Origin of the sequence: Salinispora fenicalii (genome assembly GCF_000514815.1) — a bacterium.
GTDB lineage: Bacteria > Actinomycetota > Actinomycetes > Mycobacteriales > Micromonosporaceae > Micromonospora > Micromonospora fenicalii.
Window position 1 is genome coordinate 311,911 of the sequence record NZ_KI911472.1, and the last position, 16,449, is coordinate 328,359.

Here is a 16,449-nt window from a genome sequence, read left to right on the forward strand (position 1 = left end):
ACCACTACTGGTATCCGTGGCACCGGACGACCCGATCCCGTCCGAAGCGGCTGCTCTTCCTGCTGATGCTCTTCGGTCACGACAGGGTTGCCGGGCAGGCTGCGAGAACGGTCATGTACCCACTAACGATCTGCGGTGAGCTTGGCCGCGTGGAAAGGAACGATCCTGGCCCGGACAACCACCGGTGGTGGCGCGAATCCCGGTTGGCCCGGCCGCCGAGCCAGGTGCGCCTCGCTGGCTGCTGCCGACGGGCTCCAGCCAGCGGCGAATGTCACCGGTGAGCGGGATCGGTAGCGAGGCTGGGGCGCGGCTGGCACCATCTGTGGTCTACCCGAGGTGAGGAGGCCCATGCTGAGTGCCCAACGTCCTGCCGCTGTCCTCTTCGACATGGACGGCACCCTGGTGGACAGCGAGAAGCTGTGGGATATCGCGCTGCACGAGCTGGCAGTCGTCTACGGCGGCGCGCTCTCCGCGACCGCCCGCCGGGCCATGATCGGAACGAGTATGGCGGCCTCGATGCAGCTCCTGCACGACGACCTTGGCCAGCCGGAACGCGACCTGCAGGCTAGTGCCGCGTGGATCAACGCGCGGATCCTGGAGTTGTTCCGCAGCGGGCTGCAGTGGCGGCCAGGCGCGCTGACCCTGCTGCGCGCCGTCCGTGCTGCGCGGATCCCGACGGCCCTGGTCACCTCCAGCGCTCGGACGTTAGTGGAGGTTGCCCTCGACACCCTGGGGCGGGACAGCTTCGATGTGGTGGTGTGCGGGGACGAGGTGGATGCCGCGAAGCCACACCCGATGCCCTACCTGGCCGCCGCCCGGCTGCTCGGTGTGCCGATCGGACGGTGCGTGGCGATCGAGGACTCCCCGACCGGCGTGGCAAGTGCCCTCGCCGCGGGTGCGGCGGTCCTCGCGGTACCGGCAGAGGTGCCGGTGGAGCCCCACGCCGATGTGCATCAGCTGGCGAGCCTGGCCACAGCAGACCTGGAGCTGCTCGCGGCGCTGCTCGGGGACCGCGCGCCGGACGCCGCCGTCGGTGGTCGGTAGCGCGCAGCCGTTCCGGCGACGCTCCCTCAGCGGGCGGAAGGGCCCCGTAGCTACGGGGCCCTTCCGAGCTGGCTCAGTCGTGGGCGATGGCGCCCAGGACATCGATGCGGGCGGCGCGGACTGCGGGGATCACCGCGGCGAGAACGCCGACGAGTGCGCCGAGGCCGACCATCGTCCCCATGTCTGCCCAGGGCAACACCAGGTCGGTGATTCCCTCGTCATGCAGCGCCTCGACGACGGCCGCGCCGAGGCCGGAGCCGACGGCGACGCCGAGCAGTGCACCGAAGACCGAGATCACCACCGCCTCGACGGTGATCATGCCCATGGTCTGCGCCCGGCCGAGGCCGATCGCGCGGAGCAGCCCGAGCTCCCGGGTGCGTTCGAGTACCGACAGGGCCAGGGTGTTGATGATGCCGAGCACCGCGATCACGATGGCCAACAGCAGCAGGATCTGGATCATTCGCAACAGGTCGTCGAGCGGTTTGGTCTGCTGCTCGATGAACGTTTCCCGGTCGGCCACCGACACCTCCGGGCTGTCCGCCAGGAGCGTCTCCACCCGCGGCAGCACATCAGCGGGCTCGGCGCCGGGCGTGAGCTGGATGAAGCCCGCGATCGGCTGGGGGATGGTGAATCCCTGCGCCGCGGTGACCGGCAAAGTGACCGGATCGAGGAGCTCATCGGATTCGTAGATCCCGCTGACCGTGTAGGTCTTCGCCTCAGCGCGGGCCAACTGCACCGGCACGGTGGAGCCGACGGAGAGTCCGCGCGAGGCCGCCACATCCGAGCTGACCAGCATCTGATCCGGCCCGAGTCGACTGATGTCCCCGGCGGTGGCCCGCGCGCCGAAGATCTGCGTCAGCGTCAACACGTCGCTGTTGGCGCCCACCCAGGTGCGTTCGTCGCCGACCTGGGCCAGATCGCCGTATGCTCCGCCGACCAGCGCCACCCCGGGTAGCGCCGCGGCCTTCTCCAGCACCGCTGGGTCGAAGGTCGGCGGTCGGGGCCCGGTCTGCGCACCGCCGATCACCAACTCGGCCTTGATCTGGTCCTGGGCCAGGCCGCTGATGCTGCTCTTGGTGGAATCTAGGATGACAGTGACCCCGGTGACCAGGGCGATGCCGACCATCAGCGCGGCCGCCGTGATCGCCGTACGGCGCGGGTTTCGTCCGGAGTTGAGCCGGCCCAGCTTGCCCGGTATCCACCAGGAGAAGATCCCGCCGAGTAGAGCGACCACCGGCCGGCTGACCAGCGGGGTCAGGAGCGCCACCCCGATGAAGGCGAAGAGCACGCCGCCGAGGATGGTGACCAGGGTGTTGCCACCGGCATGCCCGCCGAGGCCCAGGAAGAGCAGCGTGGCGCCGGTCGCGGTCACTGCCGCGCCCGCCACCGTGACCTTGGTCAGCGGCCGGTCCGGCGTCGCCACATCCTGCATCGCCGCGATCGGCGGGATCCGGGACGCCCGCAGCGCGGGCAGCAGCGCCGCCACCACCGTGATGATCAGGCCGACCCCGAACGCCCCGATAACCGCGGCCGGGGGCACGGCGATCCCCGCCAGGTCCAGCCCGCCGGAGATGTTGCCGAACACGTACGCCAACAGCGCGCCGATGCCGACGCCGGCGCCGAGGCCGAGCACGGAGGCGAGTAGGCCGACCGCCACCGCCTCCAGCACCACCGAGCCGATGATCTGGCGACGGCCCGCCCCGACGGCGCGCATCAGCGCCAACTCCCGGGTGCGCTGCGCCACGATGATCGAAAATGTGTTGAGGATCAGGAACGTCCCCACCAGCAGCGCCACCGCGGCGAAGCCGAGCAGGATTCGGTTGAAGAAGGACAACCCGTCCTTCAGCGTCGCCGAGGCATCCGCAGAGACCTCTGCGCCGGTCTTCACCTCGAAGTCGGCCCCGAGCGCGGCGGCGACGTCGTCGCGCAGCCGATCGTTGGCGACGCCGTCCGCGGCGGTGACCGTGACGTTGGTGTAGGCGTCGCCCTGGCCGAGCATCAACTGCTGCGCTACCGGGGTGGTGAACATGATCTCGTTAACGCCACCGATGGAGTCGCGGCCCCCGCTGTAGCCGGAGATCCCGACGATGGTGAACTCCCGCTTCGGCTCGAGCGTGAGCACGCCGACCCGATCGCCGACGGCGACCCGGCCGGCCTTGGCCAGGCTGGCGTTGACGACGATCTCGTCATCCGCCTGTGGCTCCCGGCCCTCGCGTAGCTGCACGAGATCGCTTGCGCCCACCCAGTTCATACCGAGTTGGGGCGGCCCGAAGGAGGTGACCACCTTGCCATTGCTGCCGATCAGGCGCGCGCCGTCGGCGGCCACGACGCCGGTGACGTCGGCCACCCCGGGAACGCCCTGGATGCGCTCCACCGTCTCGGCCGGCACCGGCGCTGCCACCGCCTCGCCCTCGAAGTCGCCCACCTCCATCGTCGGCTTCGCGGAGACGTTGACGTCCACCCCTTCGTACGCGTCGGCGAAGACGGCGTCGAAGGAACGGCCGAGGGTGTCGGTGAGCACGAACGCGCCCGAGACGAACATGACGCCGAGTACCACCGCCAACCCGGACAGGATTAGCCGGAGCTTGCGTGCCAGCAGGCTCTTGAGGGTCGCCCGGAACATCAGTCGCCCACCTCGACCTGGCTGTCGAGCTTCTTCATCGTGTCCAGCACCGTCTCCGCCGTCGGCTCGATCAGCTCGGAGACGATCTGTCCGTCGGCGAGGAAGACCACCCGGTCGGCGTAGGCGGCGGCGGTCGGATCATGGGTGACCATGACAATGGTCTGCCCGTGCTCCCGCACCGAGTTGCGGAGGAACTTCAGTACCTCCGCGCCGGCCCGTGAGTCGAGGTTGCCGGTCGGCTCGTCCGCGAAGATCACCTGTGGGCGGCTGACCAGGGCCCGCGCGCACGCCACCCGCTGCTGCTGCCCACCGGAGAGCTGCGCCGGCCGGTGATCCAGCCGATCTTGCAGGCCGACGGTCTCGATCACTGTGTCGAACCAGGCTGGGTCCGGCTTGCGCCCGGCGATCGACAGCGGCAGCAGAATGTTTTCCTTCGCGGTCAACGTCGGCAGCAGGTTGAACTGTTGGAAGATGAATCCGACCTGATCGCGCCGCAGCTTGGTCAGACCGGCATCCCCCAGGCCGGTGACCGTGGTCTCGCCGATCGAGACCGTGCCCCGGGTCACGGAGTCCAGCCCGGCGAGGCAGTGCATCAACGTTGACTTGCCCGACCCGGATGGACCCATGATCGCAGTGAATCGGCTCTGCTCGAACTCACAGGTGACTCCGCGAAGCGCGACCACCTGTGCCTCCCCGCTGCCGTACACCTTCCATACCTCGCTCGCGCGGGCCGCGGCCTGCGCCTGACGGCCTACCGTCGCGGTCACGTCTTCTCCCTCTCGTCGATCGGTCCACGCCGTCCCCCTCGGCCGGCGCGGCAGTCCCATCATGGTTGTTTCCCCGCCCGCATCCCTCCGACTTGCGGCGGAGCCGTGGCGGATATTTGTGCTGCGGGTGTCCCCGAGCGCCACTCAGGGTTGCCCCTGAGCGCCCATTGGCGTCGAGCCAGTTCCCGACTGCCCGGGGACCGGCCCCACCTGGTGACGTCCAATGGATGATCAAACCCGCTGCCCCCCAGTTGGTCACGGTAGGTGAGCGGGACAACCTGGCGGGGCGGGCGCTCAGCTCCGGGGCCGGACCAGCCCGGACTCGTACGCCAACACCGCCGCCTGCACCCGGTCACGGAGCCGGAGTTTGGTCAGGACATGACCGACGTGCGTCTTCACCGTGGTCTCGCTGACTGACAATGCCTGGGCGATCTCCGCGTTGGACCGGCCCCGGGCGACCTGGATCAGGACCTCCCGCTCCCGCCCGGTCAGCTGGTCGAGTACTTGCGACGGGGTGGCCGCCGGGTCGGGCAGCAGGCCAGCGAGGTGATTGAGTAGTCGATCGAGGATTTGGGGGGCCACCACTGCGTCGCCGGCAGCGACCGCGCGGATCGCGGCCGTCAGCTCCGCGGAGGACACATCTCGGGGAAGGAAGCCGCGTGCACCGGCGCGTAGCGGCCCCAGCACATTCTCGTCGAGGTCGGCGGTGGCGAGGATCAGCACCCGTACCGGTAGCCCAGCTTTGACGATCGCCCGCGTCGCGGCCATCCCGGCACCGCGGGGCGTGCGAGCATCCAGGAGCACCACGTCGGGCAGTAGCCGACGTGCCAGCTCCACCGCCTCGCCGTCGGTGCCGGCCTCGGCGACGACGGTGAGGTCGACCTCGGCACCGAGCACCGTGCGGTAGCCGGTGCGTAATAGTGGCTGGCCGGCGACGACCAGGATTCGGACTGGCCGCCGCTGCGAGTCAGGGCCCGCGCGGTGTGCATTCACTCGTCGGCGCCCGGCGGCATCGGCTTGGATCGCGAGTCACGGAGCGAATCGGCCGGATTCGGGCCGGCCGGGAACGGCGGCGGCGTGCCCCCGAAACTCGGACACAGCCGCTGGTGGCTGCACCAGTCACAGAGCCGGCTTGGCCGGGGGCGGAAGTCCTGAGCGGCGGTGGCTGCCTCGATCGCCTGCCACAGCGCCACCACCGTGCGCTCGAACCGCACCAATTCGTCGGCGTCCGGGGTGTAGTCGCAGACCTCCGCATCTTTCAGGTAGAGCAGCCGCAGTACCCGTGGCACCACGCCGCGGGTACGCCACAACACCAGGGCGTAGAACTTGAGCTGGAACAGCGCCCGCGCCTCGAACGCCTCCCGCGGTGCGCCGCCGGTCTTGTAGTCGACCACCCGAAGCGCGCCGTCCGGTGCCACGTCCAACCGGTCCAGGTAGCCTCGGATTAGCAGTTCCTCGTCCACCACCGCGGAGATCAGACTCTCCCGCTCAGCCGGCTCCAGGCGGCGCGGATCCTCCACCGCGAAGTAGCCCTGGAGCAGCCCCGCGGCCGAGCGTAGGAACGCCGACCGGGCCTCGGCATCGTCGGTGAATAGGGCGGCCAGCTCCGGCTGCTCGGTGACCAGCCGTTCCCACTGCGGAGCCACCAGGTCGCTGGCGGCCCTCGGGGTGCGGCCAGCAGGGGATAGGTCGAACAGCCGCTCCAGTACGGCGTGCACCAGGGTGCCCCGGGCTTGCTCCACGGTGGGCTGCTCGGGCAGCCGGTCGATGCTACGGAACCGGTAGAGCAACGGGCAGGTCTTGAAGTCGGCCGCCCGTGAGGGGGACAGCGAAGCGCGCACCGTGGCCGGCACCTCCGCCGCGGGCGAGAGCTGCTGGGTTGTCACCGGATCCGCTGTCATGACCGGAAAGGGTAGGGCACCGGGCTGACAACGTGACCCGCGCCGTCTGCAAGGCATGATCCGCTCCCGCGTAGCATCGGGCCAGTGGAGTCCAGGAGGCAAGCCCCGCACCGGCCGGCCGGGGTAACCGTCGGCCGGGTAATCGGGGTGCCGCTGCACCTCGACTGGTCCATGCTGCTGCTCACCCTGGCTGTCACCGTGCTGTACGCCGAGTTCGCCCGTCGAGAGCTCGCCCTCTCTCCGGCCAGTGGATACCTGATCGGTCTCGGTTTCGTCGTCTCTTTGCTCGGGTCGGTGCTGCTGCACGAGCTCGGTCATGCCCTCACCGCCCGCCGATTCGGAATCGGGGTCCGTGGCATCACCCTGGAGTTGCTCGGTGGCCACACCGAGATGGACCGAGATGCCCCGACGCCCCGGGCTGATCTGCTGGTGTCCCTCGCCGGGCCGGCGGTCTCCGCGGTACTCGGCGCGGCGGCGGTCGCCATCACCCTGGCGCTACCTGAGCGCACCCTGGGTCATCAGCTCGCCTTCCAGCTCGCGGCGAGCAACGTCGTGGTCGCGGTCTTCAACGTGCTGCCCGGGCTGCCGCTGGATGGCGGTCGCGCGCTGCGGGCCGCCGTCTGGGCCGCCACCCGGGACCGGCACCGGGCCACCGAGGTGGCGGGCTGGGTCGGTCGGGTTGTCGCCGTCGGTACGGGTGGGACCGCCATCGTGCTAGCCCTGACCCGTCCCCCGACGCCGCCGGTGCTGCTCGCGATGCCGCTGATGTTGCTGGTCGCGTTCACCCTCTGGCGGGGCGCCGGGCAGTCCATTCGGCTGGCTCGGATCACCCGAAGGCTTCCGCTGATCGATCTCCCCCAGCTGGCCCGTTCGGTTTGCGCCGTTCCGGCCGGCACCCCACTCGCCGAGGCGCAGCGCCGCGCCACCGGAACCAACCCGCCGGCCGCGCTGCTGGTCACCGACTCCGCGGGCTGCCCACATGCCCTGGTCAACCCGGCTGCCGTCGCGGCGGTCGCGGTCAACCGCCGGCCCTGGTTGCCGGTGGACGCGGTGGCTCGGCCACTGGTCGAGGTGCCGACCTTGCCGGTCGGCCTCGATGGTGAGCAGGTGCTGGAGACCGTGCGGCGCCACCCGGGCGCACAGTACGTGGTGACCGCAGGCGAAGATGTCGTCGGCATCCTGTACCTCGCGGATCTTGCTCAGCTGCTCGAACCCCACCGGAGATGAACACGTGACCGCACCGCCCTCCGACGCGCCCGACCAGTACGTCCCCACCCCGCCTCCAGCGCGCCGTGGACCGTTTCAGCCCGGTGACCGGGTGCAGTTGACCGACCCGAAGGGGCGAATGCACACCGTCACCCTTGAGCCGGGCAAGGAGTTCCACACTCACCGCGGCATCCTTCACCACGACGCCCTGATCGGCCAGCCCGACGGCAGCGTCGTCAGCACCGCCGGCGGCGGTACGGCGTTCCTGGCCCTGCGTCCGCTGCTCGCCGACTACGTCTTGTCGATGCCGCGCGGGGCCCAGGTGATCTACCCGAAGGACTCGGCCCAGATCGTCGCGATGGGCGATGTCTTCCCCGGCGCGCGGGTCCTGGAAGCGGGGGCCGGCTCCGGCGCGCTGAGCTGTTCCTTGCTGCGCGCCGTTGGTCCCACCGGAGAGCTGCACTCGTGGGAGGTGCGCGACGACTTCGCTCAGATCGCCCGACGTAACGTCGAGGCGTTCTTCGGCGGCCCGCACCCGGCCTGGCGGCTGAGGGTCGGGGATGTGGCGGCCAACCCGGAGACTGGGTTCGACCGGATCATTCTGGACATGCTCACGCCCTGGGAGAAGCTCGACATGGTCGAGCGGGCCCTGGTGCCCGGTGGGGTGCTGATTGGCTACGTCGCCACCACTCCGCAGCTTTCCGAGCTGGTGGAGGCGCTGCGGGAGCGGGGCGGCTGGACGGAGCCACGGGCCTGGGAGTCCCTGGTCCGGGACTGGCACGCGGAGGGGTTGGCCGTTCGGCCCGACCACCGCATGATCGCGCACACCGCGTTCCTGGTGTCTGCGCGTAAGCTCGCCCCGGGGGTTACCGCCCCACCCCGCCGTCGCAAGCCCAGCAAGGGTATGGAGGCATACGCGCAGCGCCGGGCGGTGCTGCGGGAGGCGGCAGCCGCCCAGGCTGGTTCGGCGGAGGAGGGATGACGGTCATGACGGTCGAGCAGGACAGCGGGGAATGACGCGAGGGCGGCCGACCGGCGTGGCCCGGTGGTGCGGGGAGGCGGAATGAAACGGCCGGGCCTGGGCGGCGGCGACGTGCCAGCGGTGTTTCCGGACTGGTCGCCGTATCGGGACCTCGAGTCCGCGGCGCGCGCCTACCTGCGCGACCCGGATATGGCCCTGGAGTCGCTCGGTGGTGTGCTGCGCGGTGCGTCCGTGCTCGGTTTCACCCTGGAGCGGTTCGTCAACGAGGTCAACGGAGTCTGGCAGGAGGTGGCCATCTGTGACGGTAGCCGGCTGGTCCTCTGGCACGGCGAGGATGTCCCGCCCGGAGAGGGTCCACCCGGGTCGATGACCTCCTCGCTGCGGGTGGTTCCGGTCTCCTCGGTAACCGAGGTGGGGTGTCGGCGGAGGCTCACCCGTGCCGACGGCGGCGCCGCGCGGGTGGACGGCATCGATGTCTACCTGTTGTTGAGGTCGCTGGACGAGGTGCCGGCGGGCGAGGAGGGGGCCGGTTCGCTCCGGCATGACGCGTTGCGGTTCGGTAAGACCCTCGACGATGGCGGCGCCGGGCAGATCGCCCGTCTTGAGGAATTCGCCCGGTTGGTTGCCTCGGCCGTCGGTCAGCCACTGCGCTGAGGGTCGACCGCTCACCGTGCTGAGGTCCGACCGCTCGCCGTCCGGCTGGGGAAGCTGCTCGGGTGCGGCAGCGCTACCCCCGGCGAGCGCTCAGCCCCCGGCGGTGGCGGTCAGCCTCCGGCGCGAGCGGTCAGTCCTCGGCTTCTGGGCCGGCGACCGGCGTGCCGTCGCCGGCGCGGAGCACGTGGATGCACTCGCCCGGGCACTCCTTCGCCGAGTCGATCACCTCTAGGCGGAGGTGTTCTGGCACCTCCACCCGGCCGCCCGGGGCCTGTACCAGCTCACCGTCTGGCCCTTTGACGTAGGCGAGTCCGTCGATGTCGAACTCGAAGACCTCTGGCGCGTACTGGACGCAGAGCCCATCGCCCGTGCACAGGTCCTGGTCCACCCAGACCTGTAGCTGGTCCGTCGCGACCTCGATCACCGTTCCCCCAGGTTCATCCGTCGTACGCCTTGACGGTACCCGAACCGTCGGAGGGAATCTCCGGCCCACCCGGGGCGATCAAGGTTCGGTGACGAGGGTGTTGCATGGGACCGAATCGGCCTCATAGCGGTTAGTGTTAGGGCAGAACGTTCAAGCCCCCCGGGGAGGTGGGACGTGGCACGCAGCGACGACGCGGACTCGCGCGCCGCACGGTGGGAGAAGGAGGCCCACGATCTCTCCACGCAGGTCGCGTTCCTGCAAGAGGAACTCGCCCTGGTGCGGCGCAAATTGACCGAAAGCCCCCGACAGGTCCGGCAGCTCGAAGAGCGGCTGGCGGCCGCCCAGGCGCAATTGGCGCGGCTGACGGAGAACAATGAGCGGCTCGTGAGCACTCTCAAGGAAGCGCGAGCGCAGATCGTGACGCTCAAGGAGGAGATTGACCGGCTCGCCCAGCCGCCGAGCGGCTACGGGGTCTTCCTGGCACGGCACGACGATGGCACGGTCGATGTGTTCACCGGTGGCCGTAAGCTCCGGGTAGCCGTCTCACCGTCCCTGGAGGTCGCCGACCTGCGCCGGGGGCAGGAGGTCCTGCTCAACGATGCGCTCAACATTGTTGACGCGTTCGGTTTTGAGCGGGCTGGTGAGGTGGTCATGCTCAAGGAGGTGCTCGCCGGGCCGGACGGCGCTCCCGGCGACCGTGCCCTCGTGGTCGCCCACTCGGACGAGGAGCGCGTCGTGCACCTCGCGGAGACGCTGATCGACGCCCCGATTCGGGCGGGTGACTCCCTCATGATCGAGCCGCGCTCGGCGTACGCCTATGAGCGGATTCCGAAGAGTGAGGTCGAGGAGCTGGTCCTGGAGGAGGTGCCGGATGTCGATTACACCGACATCGGTGGTCTCCACGCGCAGATCGAGCAGATTCGCGACGCGGTGGAGCTGCCGTTCCTGCACGCCGACCTGTTCCGGGAGCACCAGCTCCGGCCTCCGAAGGGCATCCTGCTCTACGGGCCGCCGGGCTGCGGCAAGACCCTGATCGCCAAGGCGGTGGCGAACTCGCTGGCGAAGAAGATCGCCGAGCGGCGTGGCGAGGAGAAGCACACCAGCTACTTCCTCAACATCAAGGGCCCGGAGCTGCTCAATAAGTACGTCGGCGAGACCGAGCGGCACATTCGGTTGGTCTTCCAGCGGGCCCGGGAGAAGGCCGGCGAGGGCACACCGGTGATCGTGTTCTTTGACGAGATGGACTCCGTGTTCCGCACCCGGGGCTCCGGTGTCTCGTCGGATGTGGAGAACACCATCGTCCCGCAGCTGCTCAGTGAGATCGATGGGGTGGAGGGCCTGGAGAACGTCATCGTCATTGGCGCCTCCAACCGGGAGGACATGATCGACCCGGCGATCCTGCGGCCGGGCCGGCTCGATGTCAAGATCAAGATCGAGCGGCCGGATGCCGAGGCGGCGAAGGACATCTTCTCCAAGTACATTCTGCCCGGTCTGCCCCTGCACCCGGACGACCTGGCCGAGCATGGCAGTGATCCGCAGGCCACCGTTGCAGCGATGATCGACGCGGTCGTCCTGCGGATGTACTCGGAGACCGAGGAGAACCGCTTCCTCGAGGTCACCTACGCCAACGGCGACAAAGATGTCCTCTACTTCAAGGACTTCAACTCCGGGGCGATGATCCAGAACATCGTGGACCGGGGCAAGAAGATGGCCATCAAGGAGTTCCTCACCTCCGCCCGCAAGGGTCTGCGGCTGCAACACCTCCTCGACGCCTGCGTGGACGAGTTCCGGGAGAACGAGGACCTGCCCAACACCACCAACCCCGATGACTGGGCGCGCATCTCCGGGAAGAAGGGGGAGCGGATCGTCTACATCCGTACGCTCGTCTCCGGTGGCAAGGGCGCCGATGCGGGCCGATCCATCGAGACCGCCAGTAACACCGGCCAGTATCTCTGACGGCGGTGGACGCGGGCCCGGGTCGTGGTAGGACCCGGGCCCGCAACCTTCGCTGGGTAATTGCTCCGCACCGCCGCGTCACGATCGGGTGCGGTGCCGACTACTCTCGACGAAGGGATCGGTCGGGGCGAGTGAAGCGGGTAGGTTGATGAGCGTTAGACGGATTATGGGCACCGAGGTCGAGTACGGTATCTCCGTGCCCAGTCAGGCCGGGGCCAACCCGATGGTCACCTCCTCGCAGGTGGTCAATGCCTACGGGGCGCGTCCCGAGCTCAACCGCGGGGGGCGCGCTCGCTGGGACTACGAGGAGGAGTCGCCGCTGCGCGACGCCCGTGGCTTCACCTATTCCGGTGCCGCGTACGACCCGGCGGAGGCCCTCGCCGACGAGGATCTTGGCCTGGCCAACGTGATTCTCACCAACGGAGCCCGGCTCTACGTGGACCACGCCCACCCGGAGTACTCCACTCCGGAGGTGACCACCCCGCGGGACCTGGTGCGCTGGGACAAGGCGGGGGAGCTGGTGATGGCCGAGGCGGCCCGACGTGCCGCGACCATTCCCGGTAGCCACCCCATTCACCTGTACAAGAACAACACCGACAATAAGGGCGCCAGTTACGGCGCCCACGAGAACTACCTCATGCGGCGGCAGACGCCATTCGCCGACATCGTCACGTATCTGACTCCGTTCTTTGTCACCCGGCAGATCGTCGCGGGGGCCGGGCGGGTCGGCCTCGGTCAGGACGGCGGGCAGAGCGGCTTCCAGATCTCCCAGCGGGCCGACTTCTTCGAGGTTGAGGTGGGGCTGGAGACCACGCTCAAGCGGCCCATCATCAACACTCGCGACGAGCCGCACGCCGATGCCGACAAGTATCGCCGGCTGCACGTCATCATCGGCGATGCCAACCTGTCGGAGATCTCGACGTACCTCAAGGTCGGCACGACCGCTCTGATCCTGACCATGATCGAAGAGAAGGCGCTCGTCCCTGACCTCGGCATCGCGGACCCGGTCAGCGAGCTCCGTGCGGTCAGCCACGACCCGTCCCTCGGCCACCTTATGCGGCTGCGGGACGGGCGGCGGCTCACCGCGCTGGATGTTCAGTGGGCCTACTACGAGCGGGTGCGCTCGTTCGTGGACGACCGGTACGGCAGCGACGTCGACGAGCAGACCGCCGATGTGTTGGACCGCTGGGAGAGCGTGCTGGACCGGCTGGGCCGGGACGTGCTTCTCTGCGCTGACGAGCTCGACTGGGTGGCGAAGCTGCGGTTGCTGGAGGGCTACCGGGAGCGGGAGAAGCTCGGCTGGGGCTCACCCAAGCTGCAACTGGTCGACCTGCAGTACTCCGATGTTCGCCCCGAGAAGGGGCTCTATCACCGGTTGGTGTCGCGGGGCGCGATGCGGACGCTGCTGCCGGCGGAGGCGGCCCAGATCGCAATGACCGAGCCTCCGGAGGACACTCGAGCGTACTTCCGGGGTCGCTGCCTCGCCCAGTTCGCCTCCGAGGTGGTTGCGGCGAGCTGGGATTCGGTCATCTTCGACGTGGGCCGGGAGTCGCTGGTGCGGGTGCCGATGATGGAGCCGGAGCGCGGCACCCGGGCACACGTCGGTGCGCTCTTCGACCGCTGCGAGAGCGCCAAGGATCTGCTGGAGACGCTGACCGGTGGCTGAGCCCTCCGACGCGGTGGCCCGGTATCACGTGACTGGCGCGCGACGGGCCATTTCGTCGTCCGCGCGAGGTAAGTTCGTCGCAGACGATCGTGGAGGAGGCAGCCATGGCGACCCGTGACAGCGGTGGGCAGTCGCAGACCGGCCGGTCCCAGCAGAATGAGGAGATCGAGGACGTCGCGACGGAGGCGAGCGCAGAAGCCGCCGAGCGACACGCCGAGATCACCGAGGACGTGGACGACCTACTCGATGAGATCGATTCCGTCCTTGAGGAGAACGCCGAGGAATTCGTCCGGGGCTACGTGCAGAAGGGCGGCGAATAGGCATCGGGGCGGACTCGCCACTACCTGGACACGATCACCGCGCCGGAAGGGGTGCGGGATACCCTGCTTGAACCGCAATGGTGGTCCTGGCTGGTCCCGGAGAAGTCCGGGCAGACCGACCAGGACGATCACGTACCTGAGAGGAACCACGTGGCAGCGGCTTTCGACCCATCCGGGCGTCTTCCGGATCTGTTCACCAGCGCCGGGACGTCCTCCTTCTCCGCGTTCCTGAGCAAGGCGGCGCCGGAGCTGCTGCCCGGACGACGGCCACTGCCGCCCGGGATGGCCACGGACCTGACGCCGCACGCCACCACTATCGTCGCCATCGCCGCCGCCGATGGGGTCGTGTTGGCGGGCGACCGTCGTGCCACCATGGGCAACCTGATCGCCAAGCGGGATATGGAGAAGGTGTATCCGGCGGACGCATTCTCCCTGGTGGGCATGGCAGGTGCCGCCGGAATTGGGATCGAGCTGCTTCGACTCTTCCGGGTCGAGCTGGAGCACTACGAGAAGATCGAGGGCGCGATGCTCTCGCTCGACGGTAAGGCCAACCGGTTGGCGGCGATGGTTCGGGGCAATCTCGGCGCGGCGATGCAGGGGCTCGCTGTGGTCCCGATCTTCGCCGGGTTCGATCTGGCCGCAACGGACCCTGCGAAGGCCGGTCGGATATTCAGCTTCGACGTGACCGGCGGCCCGTACGAGGAGACCGGTTACGACGCGGTCGGCTCCGGCTCCTTGTTCGCCAAGTCGGCCCTGAAGAAGCGGTTCCGGTTCGGACTCTCCGTTGACGACGCGGTGCGTTTGGCCGTGGAGGCCCTGTATGACGCGGCCGACGACGACACCGCGACCGGCGGGCCGGACCTGACCCGGCGGATCTATCCGGTGGTGATGTCCGCTACGGCGGAGGGCACGCACCGACTCACTGAGGCGGAGACGGCGGCGATCGCCGGAAGTGTGGTCGCCGGCCGGACGGAGAATCCGGGCGGCTGAGCCTCCTACCCGACCCCAGTGACCAGCAGAGAGCCGTAAGGAGAACTTCTGTCGTGGCCATGCAGTTCTACGCCTCGCCCGAGCAGATCATGCGCGACCGCTCCGAGTTGGCCCGCAAGGGCATCGCCCGAGGGCGCAGCGCGGTGGTCCTGAGTTACACCGGCGGGGTGCTCTTCGTCGCGGAGAACCTCTCCAGCGCCCTGCACAAGGTCGGTGAGATTTACGATCGGATCGGCTTCGCCGCCGTGGGCCGATACAACGAGTTCGAGAACCTGCGACGTGCGGGTGTGCGGATGGCTGACCTGAACGGTCTGAGCTACGACCGGCGGGACGTGACCGGGCGGGCGCTCGCCAACGCGTTCGCGCAGACGCTTGGCGCGATCTTCACCGAGCAGTCCAAGCCGTTCGAGGTGGAGATCTGCGTCGCCCAGGTCGGCGTAACCGCGGCGGAGGATGAGTTGTATCGGTTGACCTACGACGGCTCGGTCAACGATGAGCCCGGCCGAATGGCGATGGGCGGTCAGGCCGAGGCGATCGCTGGAGTGTTGAAGTCGAACCACCGTCCGGACATGTCGCTGGGCGACGCGGTCAAGGTGGCGGTGCAGGCGCTGGGTAGCGTCGGCGGTGAGGGCGGGGCTGCTCGTACGATCGCGGCCGACCAGCTGGAGGTCGCCATCCTGGACCGGGGCCGGGCCGGGCGGACCTTCCGGCGCGTCACCGGTGCGGCGTTGACCGCCCTGCTCGACGACGGCGAGCCCGTGGTGGAGTCGGCGGACACTCCGGCCGGCTCCGCTGACTCCGCCGACACGGCGGAGGGCTCCGACTCCTAGGCCTGGTGGGAGCCGCTGAATTCGGCCGCTCACGCGGTGATCAGCGGCTCCCACCAGGCCCGGTTCTCCCGGTACCACTCGATGGTGGCGGCCAGACCCTGATCGAAGTCGACGGTGGGTTTCCAGCCGAGGTCGCGCTGGGTCGTGGTGGTGTCGAGGGCGTACCGGCGGTCGTGGCCCTTTCGGTCCGCCACCGGCGTTACCCGTTCCCAACCGGCGTCGAACGCGGCGAGGAGTAGGCCGGTCAGGTCCCGGTTGGTCCGAGCGGTTCCGGTGCCGAGGTGGTAGATCCCCCCAGCACGGCCGTTGCATTGCGCGAGCGCTATCCCGTGGCAGTGGTCGTCCACGTGCAGCCAGTTTCGGATGTCGCCGCCGTCGCCGTACAGCGGCAGGGTGTGCCCGTCGATCAGGTTGGTGACGAAGCGGGGGATCAGCTTCTCGGGGTGCTGGTATGGCCCATAGGTATTGGCACCCCGGGTGATGACCACGTCGAGCCCGTGCGTGCGGTGGTAGGAGAGGGCGAGCAGGTCGGCGGCGGCCTTGCTGGCCGAGTACGGAGAGCTGGGATTCAGCGGCGCGGAGGCAGCCCATGAGCCCTGGTCGATGGCGCCATACACCTCGTCGGTGGAGACGTGGAGAAACCGCCCGGTCCGGTGCCGCAGCGCGGCGTCGAGCAGGACCCCGGTGCCGCCCACGTTGGTGCTGATAAACGGGGCGGCGCTAGCGATGGAGCGGTCCACGTGGGATTCGGCGGCGAGGTGGACGATGACGTCATGTCCGGCGACGGTGGCGTCTACCAGCTCCACATCGCACACGTCGCCGTGGACGATGCGGAGGCGGGGGTCGTCGCGGACCGGGTCGAGGCTGCCCTCGGTGCCGGCGTATGTGAATGAGTCCAGCACGGTTACCCGGTCTGCCCGCAGGACGGATTCGGTGCCCTGGAGTAGCCGGCGCACATACGCCGAGCCGATGAAGCCGGCCCCGCCGGTGACGAGGAGTTTCACGGCTTGCACCGTACCGTGGGGGCGGGGCAGCGCGGGCCGTAGCTGGCGTCGGATGGTCGGGACGGGTGCGGTGAGCACTGCC

The 16,449-nt window shown here is 69.1% G+C and carries 15 protein-coding genes; 9 read left to right on the forward strand and 6 right to left on the reverse strand.

What is annotated here, in order from left to right:
• Positions 1–348 precede the first annotated feature (348 nt).
• Positions 349–1,044, forward strand: coding sequence for an HAD family hydrolase (locus tag B116_RS0122400; protein WP_263404935.1), 696 nt, complete (start codon positions 349–351; stop codon positions 1,042–1,044).
• Positions 1,045–1,117: 73 nt separating this feature from the next.
• Here B116_RS0122400 and B116_RS0122405 read toward each other — a convergent pair whose 3' ends face one another.
• The 4 genes from B116_RS0122405 to B116_RS0122420 form a co-directional block, all read right to left on the reverse strand.
• Positions 1,118–3,667: an ABC transporter permease gene (locus B116_RS0122405; RefSeq protein ID WP_027661383.1), complete on the reverse strand. Its 2,550-nt coding sequence runs from the start codon at positions 3,665–3,667 to the stop codon at positions 1,118–1,120.
• A complete protein-coding gene (locus tag B116_RS0122410) occupies positions 3,667–4,434 on the reverse strand; it encodes an ABC transporter ATP-binding protein (RefSeq protein WP_018723040.1) in 768 nt (255 codons plus the stop codon). Before B116_RS0122410 ends, B116_RS0122405 begins: the two co-directional genes overlap by 1 nt.
• A 294-nt stretch (positions 4,435–4,728) precedes the next feature.
• On the reverse strand, positions 4,729–5,427 hold the full coding sequence (locus B116_RS0122415) for a LuxR C-terminal-related transcriptional regulator (RefSeq protein WP_027661384.1): 699 nt from the start codon (positions 5,425–5,427) through the stop codon (positions 4,729–4,731).
• Positions 5,424–6,335 (reverse strand): RecB family exonuclease, encoded by a 912-nt coding sequence (locus B116_RS0122420; RefSeq protein WP_018723038.1) that lies wholly within the window; start codon positions 6,333–6,335, stop codon positions 5,424–5,426. The genes B116_RS0122415 and B116_RS0122420 overlap by 4 nt, the downstream gene beginning before the upstream one ends.
• Before the next feature lie 84 nt (positions 6,336–6,419).
• On the opposite strand from B116_RS0122420, the gene B116_RS0122425 reads away from it, so the two are divergent.
• The 3 genes from B116_RS0122425 to B116_RS0122435 all read left to right on the forward strand — a co-directional run bounded on the left by B116_RS0122425 (position 6,420) and on the right by B116_RS0122435 (position 9,177).
• Positions 6,420–7,562 carry a site-2 protease family protein gene (locus tag B116_RS0122425; RefSeq protein WP_033665568.1) on the forward strand — a complete coding sequence of 381 codons (1,143 nt, stop codon included), beginning with the start codon at positions 6,420–6,422 and terminating at the stop codon, positions 7,560–7,562.
• 4 nt (positions 7,563–7,566) lie between these two features.
• A complete protein-coding gene (locus B116_RS0122430) occupies positions 7,567–8,523 on the forward strand; it encodes a tRNA (adenine-N1)-methyltransferase (RefSeq protein WP_018723036.1) in 957 nt (318 codons plus the stop codon).
• Between the two features lie 81 nt (positions 8,524–8,604).
• Entirely contained in the window at positions 8,605–9,177 is a 573-nt protein-coding gene (locus B116_RS0122435) for a hypothetical protein (protein ID WP_027661385.1), read from the forward strand.
• A gap of 130 nt (positions 9,178–9,307) precedes the next feature.
• Here the strand turns inward: B116_RS0122435 and B116_RS0122440 are convergent, their stop codons facing one another.
• Positions 9,308–9,601, reverse strand: a complete 294-nt coding sequence (locus B116_RS0122440; RefSeq protein WP_018215393.1) for a ferredoxin — start codon at positions 9,599–9,601, stop codon at positions 9,308–9,310.
• Positions 9,602–9,775: 174 nt separating this feature from the next.
• On the opposite strand from B116_RS0122440, the gene arc reads away from it, so the two are divergent.
• The 5 genes from arc (at position 9,776) to prcA (ending at position 15,363) form a co-directional block, all read left to right on the forward strand.
• Entirely contained in the window at positions 9,776–11,557 is a 1,782-nt protein-coding gene (gene arc / locus B116_RS0122445; protein WP_018723034.1) for a proteasome ATPase, read from the forward strand.
• 148 nt (positions 11,558–11,705) lie between these two features.
• A complete protein-coding gene (dop, locus tag B116_RS0122450) occupies positions 11,706–13,223 on the forward strand; it encodes a depupylase/deamidase Dop (protein ID WP_033665566.1) in 1,518 nt (505 codons plus the stop codon).
• 104 nt (positions 13,224–13,327) lie between these two features.
• On the forward strand, positions 13,328–13,543 hold the full coding sequence (locus B116_RS0122455) for a ubiquitin-like protein Pup (protein WP_018723032.1): 216 nt from the start codon (positions 13,328–13,330) through the stop codon (positions 13,541–13,543).
• Positions 13,544–13,693: 150 nt separating this feature from the next.
• Complete coding sequence (gene prcB / locus B116_RS0122460) at positions 13,694–14,533, forward strand: proteasome subunit beta (RefSeq protein WP_026321865.1); 840 nt, start codon at positions 13,694–13,696, stop codon at positions 14,531–14,533.
• 53 nt (positions 14,534–14,586) lie between these two features.
• Entirely contained in the window at positions 14,587–15,363 is a 777-nt protein-coding gene (prcA, locus tag B116_RS0122465; RefSeq protein WP_027661386.1) for a proteasome subunit alpha, read from the forward strand.
• 29 nt (positions 15,364–15,392) lie between these two features.
• On the opposite strand, the gene rfbB is transcribed toward prcA, so the two are convergent.
• Complete coding sequence (gene rfbB / locus B116_RS0122470; protein ID WP_027661387.1) at positions 15,393–16,367, reverse strand: dTDP-glucose 4,6-dehydratase; 975 nt, start codon at positions 16,365–16,367, stop codon at positions 15,393–15,395.
• Positions 16,368–16,449 lie beyond the last annotated feature (82 nt).

Bases quoted from the DNA above. Each gene is read 5' to 3' on its own strand.
- B116_RS0122400 (WP_263404935.1), top strand. From the start codon at position 349: ATGCTGAGTGCCCAACGTCCTGCCGCTGTCCTCTTCGACATGGACGGC.
- B116_RS0122405 (WP_027661383.1), bottom strand. From the start codon at position 3,667: ATGTTCCGGGCGACCCTCAAGAGCCTGCTGGCACGCAAGCTCCGGCTA.
- B116_RS0122420 (WP_018723038.1), bottom strand. From the start codon at position 6,335: ATGACAGCGGATCCGGTGACAACCCAGCAGCTCTCGCCCGCGGCGGAG.
- B116_RS0122435 (WP_027661385.1), top strand. From the start codon at position 8,605: ATGAAACGGCCGGGCCTGGGCGGCGGCGACGTGCCAGCGGTGTTTCCG.
- dop (WP_033665566.1), top strand. From the start codon at position 11,706: ATGAGCGTTAGACGGATTATGGGCACCGAGGTCGAGTACGGTATCTCC.
- B116_RS0122455 (WP_018723032.1), top strand. From the start codon at position 13,328: ATGGCGACCCGTGACAGCGGTGGGCAGTCGCAGACCGGCCGGTCCCAG.